The 22,135-nt window shown below is 60.9% G+C and carries 22 protein-coding genes; 11 read left to right on the top strand and 11 right to left on the bottom strand.

Translation table 11 applies throughout. The features are described from left to right. The first annotated feature begins 78 nt into the window (after positions 1-78). From E5X88_RS06155 to E5X88_RS06145, 3 genes are read left to right on the top strand one after another with little or no spacing between them, the layout of a single operon-like run. Positions 79-882 (top strand): FCD domain-containing protein, encoded by an 804-nt coding sequence (locus tag E5X88_RS06155; protein WP_292159292.1) that lies wholly within the window; start codon positions 79-81, stop codon positions 880-882. A 51-nt stretch (positions 883-933) separates the two neighbouring features. Continuing rightward, the gene (locus E5X88_RS06150) at positions 934-2,070 is read left to right on the top strand and encodes an alpha-hydroxy acid oxidase (protein WP_292159290.1); all 1,137 of its coding nucleotides are present in this window, start codon (positions 934-936) and stop codon (positions 2,068-2,070) included. A gap of 38 nt (positions 2,071-2,108) precedes the next feature. Continuing rightward, entirely contained in the window at positions 2,109-2,882 is a 774-nt protein-coding gene (locus E5X88_RS06145) for a metallophosphoesterase (protein ID WP_292159288.1), read from the top strand. Positions 2,883-2,912: 30 nt separating this feature from the next. Here the strand turns inward: E5X88_RS06145 and E5X88_RS06140 are convergent, their stop codons facing one another. Continuing rightward, positions 2,913-3,044 carry a hypothetical protein gene (locus E5X88_RS06140; RefSeq protein ID WP_292159498.1) on the bottom strand — a complete coding sequence of 44 codons (132 nt, stop codon included), beginning with the start codon at positions 3,042-3,044 and terminating at the stop codon, positions 2,913-2,915. A 275-nt stretch (positions 3,045-3,319) separates the two neighbouring features. After that, positions 3,320-4,018, bottom strand: a complete 699-nt coding sequence (locus tag E5X88_RS06135) for a type 1 glutamine amidotransferase (RefSeq protein WP_292159479.1) — start codon at positions 4,016-4,018, stop codon at positions 3,320-3,322. A gap of 87 nt (positions 4,019-4,105) precedes the next feature. On the opposite strand from E5X88_RS06135, the gene E5X88_RS06130 reads away from it, so the two are divergent. The 4 genes from E5X88_RS06130 to E5X88_RS06115 all read left to right on the top strand — a co-directional run bounded on the left by E5X88_RS06130 (position 4,106) and on the right by E5X88_RS06115 (position 8,239). Continuing rightward, positions 4,106-4,768, top strand: coding sequence for a hypothetical protein (locus tag E5X88_RS06130; protein ID WP_292159286.1), 663 nt, complete (start codon positions 4,106-4,108; stop codon positions 4,766-4,768). A gap of 31 nt (positions 4,769-4,799) precedes the next feature. After that, positions 4,800-5,534 carry a 16S rRNA (uracil(1498)-N(3))-methyltransferase gene (locus E5X88_RS06125; RefSeq protein ID WP_292159284.1) on the top strand — a complete coding sequence of 245 codons (735 nt, stop codon included), beginning with the start codon at positions 4,800-4,802 and terminating at the stop codon, positions 5,532-5,534. A 203-nt stretch (positions 5,535-5,737) separates the two neighbouring features. Beyond that, positions 5,738-7,111 carry a glutamate--cysteine ligase gene (locus tag E5X88_RS06120; RefSeq protein ID WP_292159283.1) on the top strand — a complete coding sequence of 458 codons (1,374 nt, stop codon included), beginning with the start codon at positions 5,738-5,740 and terminating at the stop codon, positions 7,109-7,111. A 105-nt stretch (positions 7,112-7,216) separates the two neighbouring features. Then, positions 7,217-8,239 carry a DUF937 domain-containing protein gene (locus tag E5X88_RS06115; RefSeq protein WP_292159281.1) on the top strand — a complete coding sequence of 341 codons (1,023 nt, stop codon included), beginning with the start codon at positions 7,217-7,219 and terminating at the stop codon, positions 8,237-8,239. 179 nt (positions 8,240-8,418) lie between these two features. On the opposite strand, the gene E5X88_RS06110 is transcribed toward E5X88_RS06115, so the two are convergent. Continuing rightward, entirely contained in the window at positions 8,419-8,709 is a 291-nt protein-coding gene (locus tag E5X88_RS06110) for a DUF1127 domain-containing protein (protein ID WP_292159280.1), read from the bottom strand. Between the two features lie 230 nt (positions 8,710-8,939). Here E5X88_RS06110 and E5X88_RS06105 point away from each other — a divergent pair, with 230 nt between their 5' ends. The 3 genes from E5X88_RS06105 (at position 8,940) to E5X88_RS06095 (ending at position 12,732) form a co-directional block, all read left to right on the top strand. Further along, a complete protein-coding gene (locus E5X88_RS06105; RefSeq protein WP_145717994.1) occupies positions 8,940-9,896 on the top strand; it encodes a LysR substrate-binding domain-containing protein in 957 nt (318 codons plus the stop codon). A 73-nt stretch (positions 9,897-9,969) separates the two neighbouring features. Next, the gene (gene xseA, locus E5X88_RS06100; RefSeq protein ID WP_292159278.1) at positions 9,970-11,535 is read left to right on the top strand and encodes an exodeoxyribonuclease VII large subunit; all 1,566 of its coding nucleotides are present in this window, start codon (positions 9,970-9,972) and stop codon (positions 11,533-11,535) included. A gap of 63 nt (positions 11,536-11,598) precedes the next feature. Continuing rightward, positions 11,599-12,732, top strand: a complete 1,134-nt coding sequence (locus E5X88_RS06095) for a P1 family peptidase (protein ID WP_292159478.1) — start codon at positions 11,599-11,601, stop codon at positions 12,730-12,732. Positions 12,733-12,826: 94 nt separating this feature from the next. On the opposite strand, the gene E5X88_RS06090 is transcribed toward E5X88_RS06095, so the two are convergent. Next, positions 12,827-13,081: a hypothetical protein gene (locus tag E5X88_RS06090; RefSeq protein ID WP_292159276.1), complete on the bottom strand. Its 255-nt coding sequence runs from the start codon at positions 13,079-13,081 to the stop codon at positions 12,827-12,829. A gap of 754 nt (positions 13,082-13,835) precedes the next feature. Between E5X88_RS06090 and E5X88_RS06085 the strand changes: the two genes are divergently transcribed. Further along, positions 13,836-14,153 (top strand): hypothetical protein, encoded by a 318-nt coding sequence (locus tag E5X88_RS06085; RefSeq protein ID WP_292159274.1) that lies wholly within the window; start codon positions 13,836-13,838, stop codon positions 14,151-14,153. 63 nt (positions 14,154-14,216) lie between these two features. On the opposite strand, the gene E5X88_RS06080 is transcribed toward E5X88_RS06085, so the two are convergent. The 7 genes from E5X88_RS06080 to E5X88_RS06050 form a co-directional block, all read right to left on the bottom strand. Then, positions 14,217-14,780 carry a DUF995 domain-containing protein gene (locus E5X88_RS06080; RefSeq protein ID WP_292159272.1) on the bottom strand — a complete coding sequence of 188 codons (564 nt, stop codon included), beginning with the start codon at positions 14,778-14,780 and terminating at the stop codon, positions 14,217-14,219. 133 nt (positions 14,781-14,913) lie between these two features. Further along, positions 14,914-15,858, bottom strand: coding sequence for a glycoside hydrolase family 26 protein (locus tag E5X88_RS06075; protein ID WP_292159270.1), 945 nt, complete (start codon positions 15,856-15,858; stop codon positions 14,914-14,916). Between the two features lie 14 nt (positions 15,859-15,872). Beyond that, complete coding sequence (locus E5X88_RS06070) at positions 15,873-16,379, bottom strand: DUF995 domain-containing protein (RefSeq protein WP_366664800.1); 507 nt, start codon at positions 16,377-16,379, stop codon at positions 15,873-15,875. A gap of 34 nt (positions 16,380-16,413) precedes the next feature. Continuing rightward, positions 16,414-17,841, bottom strand: coding sequence for a UDP-glucose/GDP-mannose dehydrogenase family protein (locus E5X88_RS06065; RefSeq protein ID WP_292159266.1), 1,428 nt, complete (start codon positions 17,839-17,841; stop codon positions 16,414-16,416). Positions 17,842-17,857: 16 nt separating this feature from the next. Then, positions 17,858-19,699: a glycosyltransferase family 2 protein gene (locus E5X88_RS06060; RefSeq protein ID WP_292159264.1), complete on the bottom strand. Its 1,842-nt coding sequence runs from the start codon at positions 19,697-19,699 to the stop codon at positions 17,858-17,860. Next, the gene (galE, locus tag E5X88_RS06055; protein ID WP_292159261.1) at positions 19,696-20,682 is read right to left on the bottom strand and encodes a UDP-glucose 4-epimerase GalE; all 987 of its coding nucleotides are present in this window, start codon (positions 20,680-20,682) and stop codon (positions 19,696-19,698) included. The genes E5X88_RS06060 and galE overlap by 4 nt, the downstream gene beginning before the upstream one ends. Next, complete coding sequence (locus E5X88_RS06050; protein ID WP_292159259.1) at positions 20,682-21,707, bottom strand: UDP-glucuronic acid decarboxylase family protein; 1,026 nt, start codon at positions 21,705-21,707, stop codon at positions 20,682-20,684. The genes galE and E5X88_RS06050 overlap by 1 nt, the downstream gene beginning before the upstream one ends. Between the last annotated feature and the right edge of the window lie 428 nt (positions 21,708-22,135).

Genomic DNA, 22,135 nt, shown 5'->3' with positions numbered 1-22,135 from the left:
CAAATTGGATAAATAATTTGACCAGTTGGCGCCGCTGGCTTTATCCTGCGCGACACCGGTTCAATCCCAGGCGCCCCGTTGAGCGACATTTTCTCCAGGATCGAGCATTCCCGCACCGCCGACGAGGTGGTGCAGCAGATCGAGAACCTGATCCTCGAAGGCGTTCTCCGCACTGGCGACAGGCTGCCGGGCGAGCGCGAGCTGGCGCGCCGGTTCGAGGTGTCGCGGCCGATCCTGCGCGACGCACTGAAGACGCTGGAGGGGCGCGGGCTTTTGACGACGCGGCCCGGCGGCGGCACCCATGTCGCCGACGTCATCGGCCAATTGTTCACCAAGCCGGTGACGGACCTGGTCTCCATGCACCGCAAGGCGGCAACCGACTATCTGGAGTACCGTCGCGAGATCGAGGCGGTGGCGGCCGAATATGCGGCGCGGCGCGCCACATCGGACGATCTGGCGCTGCTCGACCGCATCATGGCGCGCATGGACGAGGCGCACCGGACCGGCAACTTCGACGACGAGGCGGAAATCGACGTCGAGTTCCATCACGCGATCTGCGAATGCGCGCACAACATCATTCTCCTGCACACGTTGCGTTCGTGCTACCGGCTGCTGTCGGAGGGCGTGTTCCAGAACCGGCTCTTGGTGTTCAACGTGCCGGGCGCGCGCGAGGCGCTGCTGTCGCAGCACCGGGCGATCTATGCGGCGATCAAGGCCGGCGATCCGGCGGCCGCACGGCAGACGGCGATGGACCACATCACCCATGTCGAACGCGCCATGGTCGAGGCCGAGCGCAGCGGCGACTGGCAGCGCGTGTCGCGGCTGAGGCTCATGCAGCGCTCCGAAGCCGGCGACAGCGAGGCGGCAAGGAAACGCTCGTGAGCGCCGGCTAAGAAAAACCAGCAACGACGACTTAGAACCAGCGGGAAGCCCATGAGCATGATCCTCACCATCGCCGACCTCAAGGACCTGGCGCGCCGCCGCGTGCCGAAGATGTTCTTCGACTATGCCGATTCAGGTGGATGGACCGAAAGCACCTACCGGGCCAACGAGGAGGATTTCCAGAAGATCAAGTTCCGCCAGCGCGTGCTGGTCGACATGAGCAACCGCTCGCTGGAATCGACCATGATCGGCGAAAAGGTGGCGATGCCGGTGGCGCTTGCGCCGACCGGCATGACGGGCATGCAGCATGCCGACGGCGAGATGCTGGCGGCGCAGGCGGCGGAGGAATTCGGCGTGCCGTTCACGCTGTCGACGATGAGCATCTGCTCGATCGAGGACGTCGCATCCGTGACCAAGAAGCCATTCTGGTTCCAGCTCTATGTGCTGCGCGACAAGGATTTCGTCCTCGATCTCATCGACAGGGCGAAGGCGGCGAAATGCTCGGCGTTGGTGCTGACGCTCGACCTGCAGATCCTGGGCCAGCGCCACAAGGATATCCGCAATGGGCTTTCGGCGCCGCCGCGCTTCACGCCGAAACACATCTGGCAGATGGCGACCAGGCCGGGCTGGTGCATTGGCATGGCAGGCACCAAGCGCCGGACCTTCCGCAACATCGTCGGCCACGCCAAGGGCGTCGGCGACCTCAGTTCGCTGTCGTCGTGGACGACGGAGCAATTCGATCCGCATCTGTCGTGGAAGGATGTTGCCTGGATCAAGGAACGCTGGGGCGGCAAGCTGATCCTGAAGGGCATCCTCGACAAGGAGGACGCGCTGATGGCGGCCAAGACCGGCGCCGACGCGATCATCGTCTCCAATCATGGCGGACGCCAGCTCGACGGTGCGTCGTCGTCGATCGCAGTGCTCGAAGAGATCGCCGACGCGGTCGGCGATACGATCGAGGTCCATATGGATGGCGGCATCCGCTCGGGCCAGGACGTGCTGAAGGCGCTGTGCCTCGGCGCCAAGGGCACCTATATCGGCCGGCCTTTCCTTTACGGCCTGGGCGCACTCGGCAAGGACGGGGTCACAAAAGCCTTGGAAATCATCCGCAAGGAGATGGACATAACGCTGGCGCTGTGCGGAAAGCGTCTGGTGACCGACATGGGCAAGGATCAGCTTCGGCGCTAGACTCCCGTGACGGCCCGATCACGGAGACAGCAGGAGCATTGGCGGAACAGGGCATTCATTTTCTCGACGCGCACGGACCAGACGGCATGCGTCTCTACGCGATCGGCGACGTGCACGGCCGGCTCGATCTGCTGGTCGCCATGCACCGCCGGATTGTGGCCGAGATCCGTCAGGCGCGGCCGGCCGACTGGCGTGTCATTCATCTCGGCGACTATGTCGACCGCGGCCCGGACTCCAAGAGCGTCGTCGATTTCCTGATCGAAATTCGAAAACGCGACCCGCGCTACCTGATGCTCGCCGGCAATCACGACATCGGCTTCCTCGACTTTCTCGATGCTCCCGATCCGGATGGACTTTTCATACGCTATGGCGGCATCCAGACCGCGCAATCCTATGGCGTGGTGATCAATGAAGGCGGCAACGCATGGTTTGGCAGGTCCGAGGCCGCACTGCGGCAGAGCCACGCGGCGCTGGTCGAGGCCGTGCCGAAAAGCCATGTCGACTTCCTGCGGTCGCTGCCGTTTTCACTGACGTTCGGGGACTTCTTCTTCTGTCATGCCGGCATCCGGCCCGGCATTGCGCTGGACAAGCAGAGCATCCAGGACCTGATCTGGATCCGCGACGTCTTCCACAACCATCCAGGCCTCCATCCGAAGATCGTGGTGCATGGCCATACGCCGGTGCCGGAGGCGGAGGTGATGGTCAACCGCGTCAATATCGACACGCTCGCCTGGCAATCGGGAAATCTCACCGCGCTCGTCGTGGACGGCGCGGACAAGCGTATCCTGGCGGTGTCAGGTGAGAAGGCTTAAAGCGCGTCGCGCTTCAAGTGGACGAATGCATTAGCGAAGCGCGGCGGTGACGCCGTAGCCGTCGACGGCGTTGTGGTTGTTGGCTGCGTCGCCGGCATAAGTGCCGAGGCCGAACAACGCGATGGCCGACAACATGGCAAAGGACAGAAGCGCTGCTTTCACGGACGTCATCTCTTGTTGGGCTTTCTGCATCTGTGCACGAGGCGGGTTACCAATGGGTTGAAACGGAAATGCGTTCGACGATTTCGCGCTTCTAGGCATGTTCTGTATCGGAGGTGTGTCGCGCGAGTGACACAAAGGGTTCATCGCGTTGCACGGCAGATGCAGAGCGCGTGCCTTCTAGGGCGGCGGGCGGCCACAAGCCAAGGACGAAACAAGCTGTCCACAGCGGATTTTTGCCGGCGTGCCAAATATGCAACGTCGGCACTGACAAGCCGTCAGATCGTCGCCACCCAGGCGCGGGCGATGGCCAGGCCGGCGGCATCGGCATCCGGTCCGTTGCGGGCCATTTCGTCGTCGAGCCGGTCGCTCCAGTCCGGATGCCGCTCGGCTATGAGCGGAGCGAAGGTCCGGCTCCAGTCGCGGACCATCGGCCGGTCCGCCTCGAAATGGAACTGAAAGCCATAGACGGCGCGGCCGATGCGAAACGCCTGATTCTCGGCGACAGCGTTGCCGGCGAGCCGCACGGCATCTTCAGGCAAGACAAAAGTGTCGTCGTGCCATTCGAAAATGGGGAAATTCTCGGGCAGCGCCGCGAGCACCGGATCGGTTTTCGCCGCTGGAGTGAGCGAAACCTCATGCCAGCCGAATTCAGAGGCGCCGCCGATCCGGTTCTCGCCGCCGAAGGCGCGCGCGACCAGTTGGCTGCCAAGGCAGATACCGAGCACGGCGCGATCCTTGTCCGCGAAATCGCGCGTCAGGTCGAGCAGTCCAGGAAAATACGGGCAGATCTCGTCGTCCAACGCGTTCTGAGCGCCGCCGAGCACGACCATGGCGTCGTGCGCATCGCCATCCTGCGGCAACGTCTCGCCACGATAGGGTCGGCGCAGGTCGATATCGGCGCCCGCCTCGACAAGTGCTGCGCCGATCTGGCCAAGGCCCTCACTGTCAAAATTCTGGACCACCAGCACCCGCATGGAAAAACCTGCTGACATGAAAATGATGCGACGAGCGATATCATGCCGTCATCATTCCAGCCAAGATGCGTATTCGGGGAGAAAGCTATGCCACTGCAGAACCGGGTCGACCCGTTCGGCGTGATCCACGCCGTGCCCGAACGCGGCCTGTTCATGGGCAATCGCGGCATCATCCATGATCCAGAAACGAAGACGCTGCTGAAAAAGCGCTGGGCGCTGCATGCCTGGATCATCTGCGTCTGCGCGTTCCGCGCCGTACGGCGCGAGCCGATGGGCCGCAACAGACAAAGCGACGACCAATTGGGTGGAAAAGCCGGCTGGACCGAATTGTTTTTCCTGGACGAGGTGACAGCGCTCTCGGCCGGGCATCGGCCCTGCTTCTTCTGCCGGCGCGAGCGGGCTGATGATTTCGTCCAGCGCTTCGGCGCGGCCTTCGGCATTGCCGAGCCGCGCGCGCCGCAGGTCGACAAGCGACTGCACAAGGAGCGGCTGGCGGCAGGTGGGCGGGCACCGGTGGTATCCGTGGAAGACCTTGCCGGGCTGCCGGACGGCGCCATGGTCGCGGACGGCGGCCACGCCTACGCGATGCGAGGCGGCAAGGCACTGCGCTGGTCGTTCGCGGGCTATGGCGACCCGGCAGGGTTCGGCGGCTCTGCCGACCGTCCGCTTCGCCTGCTCACGCCGACAACCACCGTTTCCGTGCTGAGGCAGGGCTACGAGCCGGTGTGGCATCCTTCCGCCGAGGCTTGACGCCGGAAGCCGGCTCGCCCATTCCTCGGCGATGCGCGCCAATTACAAGATGCAGCGGCTGTTCGTGCCGGACGACCTCGGACCGGATATCGAGTTCGAGGCGAGCCCGCAGCAGGGCCACTATCTCTTGCATGTGCTGCGGCTCGGGGAAGGCGCCGAAATCCTGGTGTTCAACGGCCGCGACGGCGAGTGGTCGGCGGCAATCGCCGCGAAATCGAAAAAGGCGGTGCGCCTGAAGGTGCTGACCCTGCAGCGGCCGCAGCCGCCGCTGCCCGATCTCGTCTACTGCTTTGCGCCGCTGAAGCAGGGCCGGCTCGATTATCTGGTGCAGAAGGCGGTCGAGATGGGCGCCGGCGTCCTGCAGCCGGTCGTCACCCAGCACACGCAAGTGGCAAAGCCGGGCATCGAACGCCTGCGCGCCAACGTCGTCGAGGCTGCCGAGCAATGCGGCATCCTGGCGGTGCCGGACGTGCGCGAAGCGGAAAAGTTCGAACGCCTGCTGACGGGCTGGGACAAGGAGCGGCGGTTGATCTTCTGCGACGAGGATGCCTCCACCAACAATCCCCTGCCCGCGCTGCAAGCGGTGCGGGAGAAGAAGTTCGGGCTGCTGGTCGGGCCTGAAGGCGGGTTTTCCGACGAGGAACGAAGGATGCTGAGGGCGCTGCCTTTCGTCACGGCCATTCCGCTCGGTCCGCGCATCCTGCGCGCCGACACGGCGGCGGTGGCGGCGCTGGCGGTGATACAGGCGACAATCGGGGATTGGTGATCAATTCCAGTTACCCGTGGCTCAGGATTTTTCGCTTGATCGTCTACTGACATTTCGTCCATCTAGCGCCGGCGGTCGTCCGACCGCCTGCAGCGCCGCGCGTCCTTTCGGACACGCATAGGACGTTGTAGCACGTTGGGCTGGCGCATGATCCCGAGGAAAATCGATGTCGATTTTCGGGTCCTGCGCCGAAAGGGCTTTTCATGGCGCGCGACACAACCGATTTCCGGCCCATCGAAGGCGTCGACGAGCTTGTCGAGCATCTGGCCGAAGGCAACAAGCCACGCGACAAATGGCGCATCGGCACCGAACACGAGAAGTTCCCGTTCTATGTCGACGGCAATGCGCCGGTGCCCTATGGCGGCGAGCGCGGCATCCGCGCCCTTCTCGAAGGCATGCAGGAAAAACTCGGCTGGGATCCGATCATGGATGCCGGCCGCATCATCGGCCTGGTCGAGCCGACCGGCCAGGGCGCGATCTCGCTGGAGCCCGGCGGCCAGTTCGAACTGTCCGGCGCGCCGCTGGAGACGATCCACCAGACCTGCCGCGAAGGCAATGCGCATCTGGCGCAGGTGCGCGAGATTGCCGAGCCGATGGGCATCCGTTTCCTCGGCCTCGGCGGCAGCCCGAAATGGTCGCTGGCCGAGACGCCGAAAATGCCCAAATCGCGCTACGAGATCATGACGCGCTACATGCCCAAGGTCGGCACCAAGGGCCTCGACATGATGTATCGCACCTGCACCATCCAGGTGAATCTCGACTTCGAGAGCGAGGCCGACATGCGCCGCAAGATGCAGGTGTCGCTGAAGCTGCAGCCGCTGTCGACGGCGCTGTTTGCCAACTCGCCTTTCACCGAGAGCCGGCCCAACGGATTGCAGAGCTGGCGCGGCGACATCTGGCGCGACACCGACAACCAGCGCTCGGGCCTGCTCGAATTCTGCTTCTCACCCGATTTCGGCTTCGCCGACTATGTCGAATGGGCGCTCGACGTGCCGATGTACTTCGTCATCCGCGACGGCCACTATCATGACATGACGCATCTCACCTTCCGCCAGTTCATGGCGGGTGCGGCCCGCAACGAGGTACCCGACGGGCTGCCGACGATGGGCGACTGGGCAAACCATCTGTCGACGCTGTTCCCCGACGTGCGATTGAAGCGTTTCCTTGAAATGCGCGGCGCCGATGGCGGGCCGTGGCGGCGTATCTGCGCGTTGCCGGCCTTCTGGGTCGGGCTGCTCTACGACGCGGCAGCGCTTGACGCAGCCGAGGCACTGACCTCGAGCTGGACCTATGAGGAGGTGCTGGCGATGCGCAACGCCGTGCCGCAACAAGGCATTTCGGCGCCGTTCCGCAACACGACGCTGCGCGAGATCGCCCGCGAGGCGCTCGTCATCTCGCGCATGGGGCTGAAGAACCGCGGCCGCAAAAACCGCGACGGCTACGACGAAACCTCGTTCCTCAACACGCTTGACGAAGTCGTGGCGCGCGGCACCACCAGCGCCGAGGAGATGCTCTCCGCCTATCACACGCGCTGGGGCGGCTCGATCGAGCCGGTGTTCATGGAATATGCGTATTAACCGTTCGCTATCCGCTTGACCGAGCGCTCGGGAAAAGTCGCTTCAATCAGTGATGGAAACGAATTAGGCTCTCTCTCCACGAGGATTTTCCCGAGGAGAAAACCAATGCCTTCCTTGTTCGACATTCTGGCGCAGGCCCAGAACGGCAACGGCATGCAGGCTCTGGCCCAACAGTTCGGGCTTTCGCAGCAACAGACGCAATCGGCGATCGAGGCTCTGCTGCCGGCCTTTTCACAGGGGCTGAAGCGCAACACGTCCGACCCCTACGGGCTCGGCTCCTTCATGACGGCAATGGCCAGCGGCCAGCACGCCAAATATTTCGAGGACGCAAGCCGGGCCTTCTCGCCGCAGGGCGTCGATGAAGGCAACGGCATTCTGGGGCATCTGTTCGGCTCGAAGGACCTATCACGTGCCGTTGCCAGCCAGGCCGCGCAGGCGAGCGGCGTCAGCCAGCAGATCTTGCAGCAGATGCTGCCGGCCGTGGCTTCGATGATGATGGGCGGACTGTTCAAGCAGACCACAAATCAGATGCAGGCGGCCGGCGGATTCGGCGGCGGCAATCCGCTCGGCGAGATCATCGAGCAGATGATGCGGCAGGCCGGTGGAGGCGCGCCCGCGCCACAGCAGCGGCAGGCGCCACAGCCCGCGGGCCCGATGGACAATCCGCTTGGCAAAGTGTTGCAGGACATGTTCGGCGGCGGCGCGCAGCAGCCGCAAAGCCAGCCGCAGCAGGCGCCCGATCCCTATGGCGACAATCCGCTCGGCAAGGTGCTGCAGGATATGTTCGGCGGCGGCGCGCAGCAGCCGCAGGGCCGACCGCAGCAAACTCAACCGCAAGAGACGCAGAGCCCCTATGGCGACAATCCCCTCGGCAGGATCTTCGAGGAGATGCTGCGCCAAGGGGGCGGCGGCAGCGTGCCTAGCGGGCAGCCGGCGCCGCAGCAACCTCAGGCGCCCCAGCAGCGCCAGGCGCCACAGCCGCAGGCCAATCCGAGCGGCAGGCCAAGGAATCCGTTCGACGATTTGTTCGGCAAGATGTTCGAGGCGGGCGCGCAGCAGCGCGACGAGTACCAGAAGGGCGTGGAATCGATCTTCGACCAGTTCAAGCGAGGAATGGACCGGCGGTAGGGCTTGTCGCTGACCACGCGGCGTCGTCATCAACTCTGAGGAAAAAATGCCCGATCCTTGGGAGGACCGGGCAGTGCGCAGGCGGGCCGGGGGGAACCGGCAGGGAGTGGGAGCCTGCAATAAATCTTGGTCGCGTCGAGCCTCAAAAAGGTTCACTGCGACCGGACGCAACCACGCGCTCAGGTCACCTTGCGGGCAAGATCCTCGATCGTCTCGGCGCGATCGGTTGCGATGGCGCGAAGCCTCGCGGTTGGATCGCGGCCAAACGGCACGTCGATGGCGACGTGGAGATCGGCGCGCGTCAAGCCGATGTCGGCAAGTTCGGCATCCGACATATCGCCCAGGCGATAGAAGGCGCGGCGGTTTTTCCAGGCGCGGTAGACGTTGGAGATGGTGTTGACCACACGCGTCGCAACGGCCGGACGCGACGTGATGCGCGGGGTCTCGGTGGCGAAATCGAACGTAGCCATATCAGTCTCCTTCATTCCTGCGGACGAAGAGGGGCGATCGGCGCTGGCAACAGCGGCCGTTCCGGTCCCGATTCATTCAAAAGATGCACGTCGTTGTTCCAAAACCGGTGACCACTTTGGGCGACATGCATTGCCTTCATGTGGACAGTGGTGAATTTGCCATCGCTCGATTGATTAATCCAACGAATGTTTCTAATCTTTAGCATCAACACCAGTGATGGATTGAACCGATGAAAGCGCCACTCGATCTTGATCAGCTGCAGACCTTCGTTTCGATTGTCGACACCGGCAGCTTTACCCGCGCGGCAGAAGAGGTGCATCGGACCCAGTCGGCGGTGTCCATGCAGATGCGCCGGCTGGAGGAACGGATCGGCAAGCCGCTGTTCGAAAAGGACGGGCGCACCAACAAGCTGACCGAGGATGGCGACAGGCTGCTCTCCTACGCAAGACGGCTGCTGTTTCTCAATCGGGAAACGCTGGCCGCCTTTGACGACCGGCGGCTCGAAGGCACGATCCGCATCGGCACGCCGGACGACTATGCCGATCGCTTCCTGCCCGAGATCATGGCCCGCTTCGCCCGTTCCAATCCACGCGTCGAGCTGACCGTCATCTGCGAGCCGACGCCGGGGCTGGTCGAGCATATCAAGCGCGGCAATCTCGATCTGGCGCTGGTGACGCACAATGACGCGCACGGCCAGTCGGAAGTGGTGCGGCGCGAACCGCTGCTGTGGGTCACTTCGGCCAACCACGCGACCCATGAGCAGGACACATTGCCGATGGCTTTCGGCCGGCCGAACTGCATCTGGCGGCGGGCCGCCGTCGACGTTCTCGACCGGCAGAACCGCGACTACCGCATCCTGTTCACCAGCTTCTCGGCAACTGTCATCACCGCCGCGGTGCTTTCCGGCCTGGCGATCTCGGTGCTGCCGGAATGCGCGCTGCGGCCCGGCATGCGGGTTCTGGGCGACGCCGACGGGTTCGGCGCCCTGCCCGATTGCCGCATCGGCATCATGCGCGGCCAGACGTCGCGGCCGGAGATCGTCGACGCGCTGGCCCGTCACATTTCGGAAAGCCTCGACAACATTTCCGTGCCGCTCGGCGATGAGACGGGAACCTTCGATTTCGCCGCGCTCGCTTTTTCGAAGATGAAGCGAACCAAGCCGAACCAGATCCTGCCGGGCTGGTGAAGACCCAGCAATTTGGGCCGGCACCGAGCACCGACGCCTTGACGCGGGCGCACAACCGCCCCCCAATCGACCCATGAGCGATACTGCATCCGAATCACGCACCAATGCCGCCGAATACACGGTGAGCGAGATTTCCGGCGCGCTGAAGCGCACCGTCGAGGATGCTTTCGGCAATGTGCGGGTGCGCGGCGAGATTTCCGGTTACCGCGGGCCGCATTCGTCGGGCCATGCCTATTTCTGCCTGAAGGACGACCGCGCGCGGCTCGACGCCGTGGTGTGGAAGGGCACGATGGGCCGGCTGAAATTCCGTCCCGAAGAGGGCATGGAGGTGATCGCCACCGGCAGGCTCACAACGTATCCCGGAAAGTCCAACTACCAGATCGTCATCGACAATCTGGAGCCGGCCGGCGCCGGGGCGCTGATGGCGCTGCTGGAAGAGCGCAAGCGCCGATTGCAGGCCGAAGGCCTGTTCGATGCCCGCCGCAAGCGCCTGCTGCCGTTCATGCCGCGCGTCATCGGCGTCGTCACCTCGCCGACAGGCTCCGTCATTCGCGACATCATCCACCGGATCAAGGACCGGTTCCCGCTGCATGTGCTTGTGTGGCCGGTGCGGGTACAGGGCGAGACGGCAGGCGCGGAAGTGACCGCCGCCGTCAACGGCTTCAACGCGCTGCCATGGGATGGCGCTATCCCGCACCCCGACCTGTTGATCGTGGCGCGCGGCGGCGGCAGCCTCGAGGACCTTTGGGGGTTCAACGACGAGGCGCTGGCCCGCGCCGTCGCCGCCTCGCGCATTCCGGTGATCTCCGCCGTCGGTCATGAAACGGACTGGACGCTGATCGACCTGGCAGCGGATGTGCGGGCGCCGACACCGACGGGCGCCGCCGAGATCGCGGTGCCAGTCAAAGCGGATCTCGAAGCGACACTTGCCGGTCTTGGCGCGCGGCTGAAGGCGGCTGCTTCGCGCAATTTCGAACGCAAGCGGCAGGCTGTGCGTGCGGCCGCCCGGGCGCTGCCCTCGCCCGACCAGTTGCTGGCGCTGCCGCGCCGTCGCTTCGACGAGGCGACGAGCCGGCTTGGCCGGGCACTGTCCGTCAGCATCGACCGCAAGTGGGCGCGGCTTGCGGCGCAGCGGCTGACGCCGGCCACTCTGTCGCGACGCATGAACGAGGCCCGCACACTGGCAGGCCGCGATCTCGCCCGCGCGCAAGCGGCGTTCTTCGCCATCGTGCGCGAGCGGCGGACGCGGTTCTCGCGCACCGCGGCTCGGCTGTCGCCCGCGCCGATCGCAAGGCGGCAGAAATTGCAGGCGGATGCCTTGGCGGCTTTGTCACGGCGACAGGACCGGGTGATTTCCGTACGGCTCGAACGCTTGCGCGGGAAACTGACCCAGGCCGACCGGCTGCTGGCGACGCTGTCGCACAAGGCGGTGCTGGCGCGGGGCTTCGCCTTGGTCAAAGACGCCGACGGGGCGGTGATCAAGCAGGCGGCGGACGTGGTGTCGGGGATGGCACTTTCGCTGGAGTTCGCCGACGGAACCGCCGATGCGGTTGCGACCAGCGGTGCCGCACGGCCGAAAACAATTGCAAAGCCGGCCGCCAAGAACAAGGAGCCTGGCAACCAAGGCTCCTTGTTCTGAGCGCCCATGCGCATGACTTCTGAATGCCCATGACTTCTGGATGGCAATGACTTCTGGATGGCAATGATCGGCAATCCACATCATCAGACGACGCCTTCCGGCAGGCCGCGCGCGAGAGCCTTCGGCATAGGTTTTGACGGCACGCCCGGACCGTTCAACGCCATCACCGACGTGCCTGGCGTTGCGGTCGGTTATTCGACACTGATTTCGGGCGATGGTCCGCTGGCGGTCGGCAAGGGACCGGTACGCACCGGCGTGACCGCGATCCTGCCCAGACCGCGCGCCAATCTGGCCACGCCGGTTTTTGCCGGCTTCTTCAGCCAGAACGGCAACGGCGAATTGACCGGCTCGCACATCATCGAGGAAACCGGTGCCTTCAATTTTCCGATTACCATCACCAACACGCATTCCTGCGGTGTTTCACGCGATGGAACGCTGCGCTGGATGCAGCGCGTGCTGCCGGCCGCGCTCGACAGCGCCTGGGGCCTGCCGGTGGCGGCGGAAACCTATGACGGTTTCCTGAACGACATCAACGGCCACCATCTCAGGTTCGAGCATGTTGCCGCGGCACTCGACGGCGCGACCAGCGGATCGATCGAGGAAGGCAGCGTCGGCGGCGGCACCGGCATGATCGCCTTCGGTTTCAAGGCAGGCTCCGGCACGGCATCGCGCATCGTCGAATGGCAAGGCAAGCCCTACACGGTCGGCGCGTTCGTGCAGGCGAATTTCGGCAATCGAAGCAATCTTACCCTTCGCGGCTTGCGCGCCTGGCCCGATCTCGTGGAACCGGCGGTCCGCGAGTGCACGCCGCGCGCCGAAAAAGGCTCGATCATCGGCGTCGTCGCCACCAATGCGCCCTTCCTGCCGCACCAGATGAAGCGGCTGGCCCGCCGGGTGCCGCTCGGCGTCGCGATGACCGGCGGTTTCGGCTATCATAGCTCGGGCGATATTTTTCTGGCCTTTTCGACCGCCAATTCCGAGGCGGCACTGGCTCTGTCAGGCCGCATCGCCAGCGCCGATTTTATTCCGGATACCGACATCGATCCGTTCTTCGACGCCGTGATCGAGAGCGTGGAGGAAGCGATCCTCAATGCGCTGGTCGCCAATGACGACATGACCGGGCGCGACGGCAATTTCGTGCCGGCGCTGCCGAAGGCGTGGCTCGAAGATAAAATTGGGGCGAGTCAGCGGAAGTAGGACTGCGTGGCACGACACACGCGCCGCATAGGTCCTGGAAATTGTCGAGGCTGGAAACAGCTGCCTTCCCGGCCGTTTGGCCCGGTCCGGCATATTATTCGGCAGGCTTGCCCGAATTCTTCTCTTCCTCGTCGGCTTCGGCAGCCTCTTCCAGCTTCGACGCGATAAGCTCCTGAATGTCGCCGACCTCTTCCTGGATGTCCTCCAGCGGTATGCCGGCCTCGGCCGCCTTGGCGGCGCATTCCTTGGCGAGGGTCTCGGCCTGCTCCTCGATCCTGTCCGACGAGGACTGGCAATGGACCTTTTCGCCGATCCACTCCTGCAAGAACTCGATCGCGTGTTCACTCATACTGCTGTTCCCTGGCGGCTGCGCCGGTTGGTAATCATAAACATCAGCATCCCCGAAAAGATGCATGCTCCCATTCCAACCGAGTCGTCGTCACCCGGCAAGCCGATCTTGTCCAAGCTCCACAGAGCTGAAGGAAATCGAAGGTTCAAGGAGCATGTTCTAGTCTTGAGGAGATTCTAGTTCTCGAGGGGACCGCTACCGTTGGCTGGGATCGCTTGCGACCCTGAGATACTGTTTCTATTTGCTTTTTCCCGGCCTCAAGGCCGATTTGCATCACAATAGGTGTCACAATACGTGACGCATCCACGGCACTCCCACCGGCACAAATCGAGGTGAGCCGTCGAAGCCGCCGCTATATAGGGATATCCTCATGCAATGTCGACCCTGCTCGCCATCCTGCTTCTTTCCGTCGCGCTAAGAGTCTGGATGGCACACTATCGCCGTCGACGGGCGAGCATATTCCACAGCGCAGCAGCATAGGTAGGAATTATACGCCTCCAGCGGGCAGGTTCCTTGCCGGCGCGGAACGTCGTCTTGGTAAGGCGAGATGTCGAATGCGCCCTTCTTGGGAGCTATTTCTGCCAACGCTCACGCGCATCGGCGGACACACCGCCGGCCTCATTTGGTCAAATCGCCCCACTTGAGGCACGAGGAATGCAACATTTTGTCTAAATTTATCAAGATAATTCAAACCAGAACCTAAAGTCCTGTGGGTATAACGCACTCCAGAACAATAACATTGGAGGGCTACCACATGACGTTTTCTGCTGCGCATCGGAACCGTTTTAGAAGAGTGGCGATTGCCGCGATCGGGCTTGCTGTTTCCGTGGTTCTCGGCGCAAACGTGCAAGCAGGTGAAATGCGTAAGCCGAAGGAAGAGACACGGTCCGTCTACCTTGTCAAATATCGGGTTAACAACGATGTTCGCTACAACAAAAAACCCGTCGGCAAGGTCGTTAAAATATCGGCGTCCCGATACTTGAACAGCAACCCCTATGTCTGCACTCCGAGCGGCTTTGGTCAGAAAGCGCGTTGCTACACACGAGGGTTCTCGAATCAGCCAGGCGTTTGATATTGGACCCGGTTTTGACAGAAGCCGCCGCGCCTGAAGGCCGCGGCGGCTCCGTTTGCGCGGTTATCGAGAATTCGCCTTAAGACGCGAAACTTCTTTGCTTACCCGATCACCTTTGACCAGTTTGCGCGCTTCATCGTCCCGACGAGCGGGATTGTGACGAAAGACATACCATTTCCCACCGATGGAAGGCTTCTGATAAACGACGCCGTCTTTTTCACGGTGCAGGAAACATGTGATTGCACCGCTTCTTTCCAGACTCCCTTTCGCTGCTTTGCTGGTCCAGAGAGCGCGCATGCAGAGCCTGCCCCTATTGGTCGCATACCAGTTTCCCTCCGCATAGGACGAGGCTGCCCGTTTGCGCGACCAAGCGGCGAACGGCTTCCGATTTGCAGAGAACAGCCCGCGAGCAGTTGTCTCCGCAGAATAGAACCCACCGCCGTTTTGCCATTTCCAGGTGCGGCCGGCATAGAGCTTTTCAATCGCTGAGGCCTTCATCGGCGTCGCGGCAGCGGCGCGTTTTGCTATAGCGTCGCCCGCCGGTTGTTTGGGAGCGGCGTAGGCATTGCCTGCAAGCAAGAACACAAACAGCGCCGCACTTGAGATAATCGAACGGATCGAAAACATTTTACTTCCTGTCCAACAAGGCAATTCCAGTAAGACTGCGTAAGAGTCCTGCGTTGGAACCGCATATAAACAAAGGGATGGAGCGGTTCGGCAATATGGTGAAAAGCCGAACCACTCTGTCGAACGACCTGGATCAGTCCAGCGGATGGTTGGCCACGCGCCAATCAGGCCGGCCGACCTTTCTCGGCCATGGATAGACTTCAAGATCGTTGAAGTAGACAACGGCTGTCATGTCCGGGAACTCGGCATGCGGCTTGTTTGCTTCCGCGGCCCAGTCACGAACATATTCGTCGTTACCTTCGTAGCCAAGCTCCGCAATGGCGATTGGTTTGCCGAAGCCCGTCACACGGTCATAACCCGGCTTTGTGCGCTCCACAAAAGTCGTATCACGACCGACCTCCAGCTTGTCATAGGGCTGATAGCCAAAGACGGACAGACCGATAATGTCGACATACTTGTCGCCAGGATAGAAGGCTTCCAGTCCTTCTTCTCCTTTCGGTGACCACATGTATTGGGCCGACGGAAGATGCTTGCGACATATGTCGATGACATGCCTGTAGGCGTTCACATAACCTTCAGCATTCCAGAAAGCCCAAGTGAATTGCCCGTCATTATCTTCCATTTCCTGCGCCCAGCGGATAGTGACGGGGCTTTTCAGCTGCGCCGCCGCAGAGCAGACCGCTGACATATTGGCATCGTAGCGCCCGCTCAAAACCCCGGCGAGCAAATCCTCAGGACCTACACGCCAGTCCCGCGCCCAGGACCACGGCTCGACCGTGATCAACAGGGAACGTCCACGCTCACGCGCATAGGCATCTGCGGCGCTGAGCGTTGCCAGATCCACATCTTCCCAGGGAAGAAAAAGGTGTTCGATTTTTGAGTTAGAATCGTTGGTATAATCCGCGTGCGGATCGTAGGCGCCGGGGGTTACGGAGTCAGCCGTGATGATGGGACGCTTGTCCCGAAACTGATTGCGGCTGTCGACACTCGCTCCCGACACGCCGCTGGCTGCATAGACACCACCGGAAATGCATGCGCCGCAAAGCAAGGCTGCTGATAGTTTAAAGAGACTTTTCAAGACCCCCTCCTTTTTTACTGTTCAGATTGCTGTGCCGCACCAAGCGCGGCTTTGATGGCATCGAGTTGACGGGAAACCAGATCGGTGGACACTAGCTTGCTGGCCTCGTCGTCTTGGTGGACCTCGGCGTTACGGAACGCATACCACTCACCAGCGGGCTCGCGCTTCTGATAGATCGTTCCATTATCGATGCGATGCGAAAAGCAGGTCTTAGCGGGAAATACACCCTGTTCGGAATGCCATGTCGCGTTGAGACACATCCAACCTGTCTCGGTGATGATCCAGCGGCCTTCCGCCCAGGATTTGCCCGTCTCACCGTCGATCCATGCCGAAAATTGCCGGCCCGCGCCCACCATTCGTCCGGCTCCGCTGTCCCACTGCCAGCTTTTGTCTCTATAGAGATCGTAGATTTCGCCTGCTGTCATGCGACGTGCCCCTTCCGGCAGAACGGAAACCTGTGAGGAAGAGGCAAAGGCCGGTGCAGCAATGCAGGACACTGCCCAAGCGACTGCTGTCAGCATCCGGAAACCTGACAGCAATAGAGCCCTTTCAGATTTAGAAAGTGCCACCGGAACCTCCTGCCATCTCGAGATGAGCGGCGCCCGCCGTTTGTCCTCGATGGGCGTGTCCGGTCGCATGAGGCAGCGCGGCCGGGGTATTGTCATGCTGGGTCGTAGCTGAGCGACCGATGGCCGAAACACGGAAGCCAATCTTTTCCGCAACGCCTGGTTCAAAGGCATTCCTGAGATCGATCAAGACCGCCTGGCGCATGATCTTCTTCAGGCGCACGAGATCGAGCTTTCGAATGCTGTCCCATTCCGTGATGACGACCACAGCTTCGGCGTTGCACGCGCATGCATAGGGATCGTCAAAAAATTCGACTTCGGACAGGAGGTGACCCGCATTCTCCATGCCCACGGGATCATGGGCACGGATCTTGGCGCCGAAACGCTGCAAGGTTTCGATAAGCGGAACAGAGGGCGCATCGCGCATATCGTCCGTATCGGGTTTGAAGGTGAGCCCCAGAACCGCGATCGTCCGCCCTTCGACGTCGCCGCCCAGAGCGTCCATCACCTTCAAAGCCATGCGGCGCTTGCGTGCTTCATTGGCGGTTACTGTTTCCTCAACGATCCGAACCGCTACGCCATAATCCTGCGCTGTACGCAGAAGAGCCATCGTGTCCTTCGGGAAACAAGAGCCTCCGTAGCCCGGGCCGGCATTGAGGAAGCTTGTGCCGATGCGCTTGTCGAGACCCATGCCCAGCGCGAGTTCTCCGACATTGCTGCCGACTTGCTCGCAAAGATCGGCCAATTCATTGATGAATGTAATCTTGGTCGCCAGGAATGCATTGGCAGCATATTTGATCAGTTCGGAAGTGCGACGCTGGGTGACGACGATCGGCGTCTTTTGTGCTTCGAGAGGTGCACCATAGAGTTCCATGAGAACGTTGCGTGCCCGCTCATCCTCAACACCGATCACGACACGATCGGGTTCCAAAAAATCCCGGATGGCGACGCCTTCGCGCAGGAATTCCGGATTGGACGCAACAGAGAAAGTTCCGGCCGTACGTACAGATCCGATGATCTTCTGAACAACATCGCCGGTGCCCACCGGAACGGTGGACTTCACCACCACCACGGCGCCGTCGTCGATCAGCGGCGCAAGTTCACGCGCGGCCATATAAACAAACGACAGATCGGCATCCCCATGACCGGCTCGCGGTGGCGTCCCAACCGCGATGAAAACGACCGATGCCCCCTTTACCGCTTCAGCCAGATTGCACGTGAAGCTCAAACGGCCTGCCGCCGAATTGCGTTCCACCAGTCCATCCAGACCGGGCTCGTAAATCGGTACGATGCCGCGTTCGAGGCCATCTATTTTCTGATCGTTCTTGTCCACACATGCAACTTCGTGGCCCCAGGCCGCGAAGCATGTGCCGCTGACCAATCCGACATAGCCTGTTCCAATGATTGCGATCTTCATGTGCTGATTGCCTTTATTATTGGTCTGGATTGCTGGGAGCGTTGGTGCGCCAACGTGGATTGAAGATGGTTTTGTGAACAGCGCGACCACCAACGCCTGCGCCGGCAATTGAGAAGCTGTCGTCGAACAGGGAAAAGCTTTTGGTTCCCCAGGCGAGCGCCTCGATGCCGTCGCGTCCACGCTCGACCGTGGCGAAGCTGGTAACCATCAAAAGGGCCATGAAACCGCTTGCCAACGCGGGGTGATAAGCGCGGCTTTTCATCCGTACGTCATTCTCCCGGCCATGCTGCAGCAAGATCATGAATATCAGCAGCAAGTAAAAGCATGCATTGATGATGGCGAAGACGAAGAAGCCGCGCGTTTGATACGCATCCTGCACGAACACGACCGGCAGAATGGAGATCACGACCACGAAGGCATACGGCGCCAGCACGCGAAACGGTAGCGGATCGACTTCAGAAGTGCCTTTTGGCGTGACGCGAAAATCAACGAAGGATCCGGTCATCCAGTCACGGAACGCGGCAAAGGTCCCAGCCAGAACCCACGGCCAGCGCGCCAGCAGAAACAGCATCGCTTCCCAACTGAAAATCTTGCCGTCGATAGGCCGAAATGTGCGACTCGACCGCCACCAGAATGCCAAAAGCAGGATCATAAGCGACTGCGGCACGAAATGGAGCAGAAACTCTGGATAAGTGACGTTGATGAAATTATCGCCTTGGATCAGTACAATAACGGGCAACAGGAATGTCATGGCAAGAAAAAAGGCATAAAGCGGATACCAGAACTGCGAAAACAGAAATTGAACCTTCAAACGCAGCGGCAAGTTTCCGATAAGTTTTGGTGAATATTGCAGCAGGATCGTCACCAGGCTCCGCGACCACTGGAACTCCTGCGTGACGAGATCGGCAAACGTCCGTGGACCGTCGCCATGGGCGATGGCATCAAGCGCATGGGCCCCTCGCCAACCATGGGCATTCATGAAGAGCGTTGTGGAATGATCCTCGGCGAGTTCTGGCCCCAGCCCACCGATTTCCTTCAGTGCCGCTGTGCGCACTGCATAGTGCGAACCGATGCATACGGGCGCGAAGCCATTATTGTATCCGGCTTGCAGTGACCCATGCATGCTCGCTTCGATGTAGAGGCGGCCACGCGCGGACCAGCTTTCATGTGCATTGCGGTCGCAAATGCTAGGCGCGGAAACATATCCGATTGTCGGATCGGCAAAAGGCCGCAACATGTTATATAGGTAGTCCGGTTCGGGAACATGATCGGCATCGAGCTGCGACACAAAATCATATCGGTCGTAGCCATAATGATCGTAGAAGAAGGCAAGGTTGCCTTCCTTGCACCGCGTGCGGCGAGGCCAGGACTGGCGATGGTAGTCGGCGCGACTTTTGCGGGTGGAAACGAATACGCCCTGTTCGCGGCACCATGCGAGCGTTGCGGGCGATGGATCCTCATCAGCCAGCCACGTGTCGTGAGGCACGTTCTGGGCTAACATGGCCTGCAAGGTTTCGGCCACCACCTCAAAAGGCTCTGAGGGAGCCTTGGTGACCACCATGGCCACGCGACTTCCTGAGGGAATACGCAGCGGTCCATGCGGCCGGCGTGCATTGAAGAAAATGGTGATGAAGTAGCCTGGCAAAAGCGTTATCCACGCCAGAAGCGCCGTCACCAGAATTGAGCCGACCAAGTTGATGTGGGTGGCTCCGAAAACCCACCATTGCCAGAAGAATGCGACGGCCATCGCCCACAAAACCGCACCCATAATGTACTCGATGCGCTTTCGGCCGATGAAGACCGGCACCATCAAGGGTTCTTCCCTGTCAACGGACAGCGCGATGCGCGACGTTCTCATGAGCGCACCTCGAGCCCGAAGAAGGGAGCCGCCGTGCGAATTATCGTATCGAGATCGGAATAGAGCGCCTGAAAGCCAAGTTTTTCGGCAGCGAGTGCCGGATCGGCATAAAGCACCGGAGGATCGCCCGCACGACGGGCGCGCATCTCGACCGGCACGTTACGACCTGTCAGCTGGCTGATCGCTTCGAGAATTTCCTTAATGGATGTACCACGCCCACTGCCAAGATTGACGGCCAGATTGCCACCGCAGTTGATCAGATGTTCGAGCGCCAGCACATGCGCGCGCGCCAGATCCGCGACATGAATATAGTCGCGAATGCAGGTGCCGTCGGGCGTATCGTAATCATGGCCATAGACTTCGAGAAAATCGATCCTGCCTGCAGCGGCCATCATGGCTCGCGGAATGAGATGCGTTTCTGGATCGTGCATCTCGCCGATTTCCCCGTCGATATCCGCGCCGGACGCATTGAAATAACGCAGCGCCACATAGCGCAGCCCATAGGCAGCCGAATAATCGGCAAGCATCTGCTCCGCGATGAGCTTCGTGCGCCCATAAGGATTGATCGGGCGCTGGCTCTCGCCCTCGCGGATCGGCAAGCGATCCGGAATGCCATAGGTAGCGCAGCTCGACGAGAAGATGACATTGCGCGTTCCGCTTCCCTGGCAGGCGTCCAGCAGCGATTGGGTCCCGCTGACGTTGTTCTGATAATATTTTGCCGGTTTCTCCACGGATTCGCCGACATAGGCCGCTGCAGCAAAATGGATCACCCCGATAGGGCGATACTCCTCCATGACTTGGGTCAACCGTTCCGAGTCAAGGATGTTGCCTTCAACGAAGGCGCCCCATCGGACGGCTGACCGATGACCCGTGGATAGATTGTCGTAGACAATCGGATCATAACCCTGCCTGGCCAAAAGCTTGGCTGTATGGCTGCCGATAAAGCCGGCGCCGCCAACGACAAGTACGTTCTTGCCGGACATCAGGCGGCCTCCGCCAGCTTTCCGGAGGGCTTCCTCAACTGCCGTTCGAAATAAGCGATCGTCGACTTCAGCCCATCGGCCAACGCCACGGTCGGCTCCCATCCAAGTTCTCTCTGGGCCACTGTGATGTCGGGCCGACGCTGGCGCGGATCGTCCACGGGCAACGGGTGATAGACGACTTTGGAACTCGAGCCGGTCATTCCCACGATCTGCTCGGCCAACTCACCGACCGTAAATTCGCCGGGATTGCCGATGTTGACAGGCGTGTGGATCGCCTGAGGGCTGTACATGAGCCGGTAGAAGCCTTCGATCAGATCGTCCACGTAACAGAAGGAACGGGTCTGCGACCCGTCGCCGTAAACGGTGATGTCCTCGCCCTTGAGCGCCTGCACGATGAAGTTGGAAACGACCCGGCCGTCGTCCGGGCGCATACGCGGACCATAGGTGTTGAAGATGCGCACGATACGGATGTCGACGCCGTATTGCTGATGAAAATCGTAGAACAGAGTCTCGGCAGAGCGCTTTCCTTCATCATAACAAGAGCGCGGACCGAAGGAATTGACATTGCCCCAATAGCTTTCGGGCTGCGGATGCACATGGGGATCGCCGTAGACTTCCGAGGTAGAAGCCTGGAAAATCCGCGCCTGGTAACGTGCTGCCAGTTCCAGAAGATTGAGCGACCCGATCACGTTCGTCTTCATCGTATGAACCGGATCGGCCTGATAGTGCGGCGGTGAAGCCGGGCAGGCGAGATTGTAGATCTCGTTGACCGGCAGATCGAGCCGTTCCACGATATCGTGGCGCACAAAGCTGAACGTGTCGTAGCTCAGGAGGTGGCGCAAATTCTCTAGCCGCCCCGTAGAAAAATTGTCTACGCAGATAACAGAATGGCCGTCATGCAAAAGACGTTCGCACAGATGTGATCCGAGAAAGCCGGCCCCGCCTGCGACAAGTACCCTCCGTTGCGAGGAAATATCAGATTGCAACTTTGCAGACTGAAATACGATACTCACGGGAGCCCTCATTCATAAAAACCATCAGTGCCAAAAGGAAGACATGTAGGTGTCTAAAATGCACTGAGACTTCAGGTTTTCTTCCTGTAGTGAATCTGATGATTTCTAATACCTCCGCGGTTCCTACGTTGCGATATCAGGGAATCCGGAAACTTTTCAAAGCGTCCATTTTTGCAGCTGACCCGCCGCAGACATTGTTTTTTGATGGAGACGGTGGGCTTCAAGCGATTCGATTGACTGTGCCGAGATCGATGCCGCCAAAAGGCCTTTATCTCGAAGCGAGCCAAGAAACCCATTCATGGCCGGTTCAGGATCGAGCCGCTAAGGCCTACGCTTTGTTGACTTGGTGCGATAAAATTAACTAATACACAAACAGCGATCCTTAAATATATCTGGTGATTTTTATTGTAATTTAACAATACACGTTGGACTGCAGGTGA

It is taken from the genome of Mesorhizobium sp. (assembly GCF_004962245.1).
In the GTDB taxonomy this organism is placed as follows: Bacteria; Pseudomonadota; Alphaproteobacteria; order Rhizobiales; family Rhizobiaceae; genus Mesorhizobium.
Note: the sequence above shows the minus strand (reverse complement) of the source record. Positions and strands in the feature narration are given on the sequence as shown.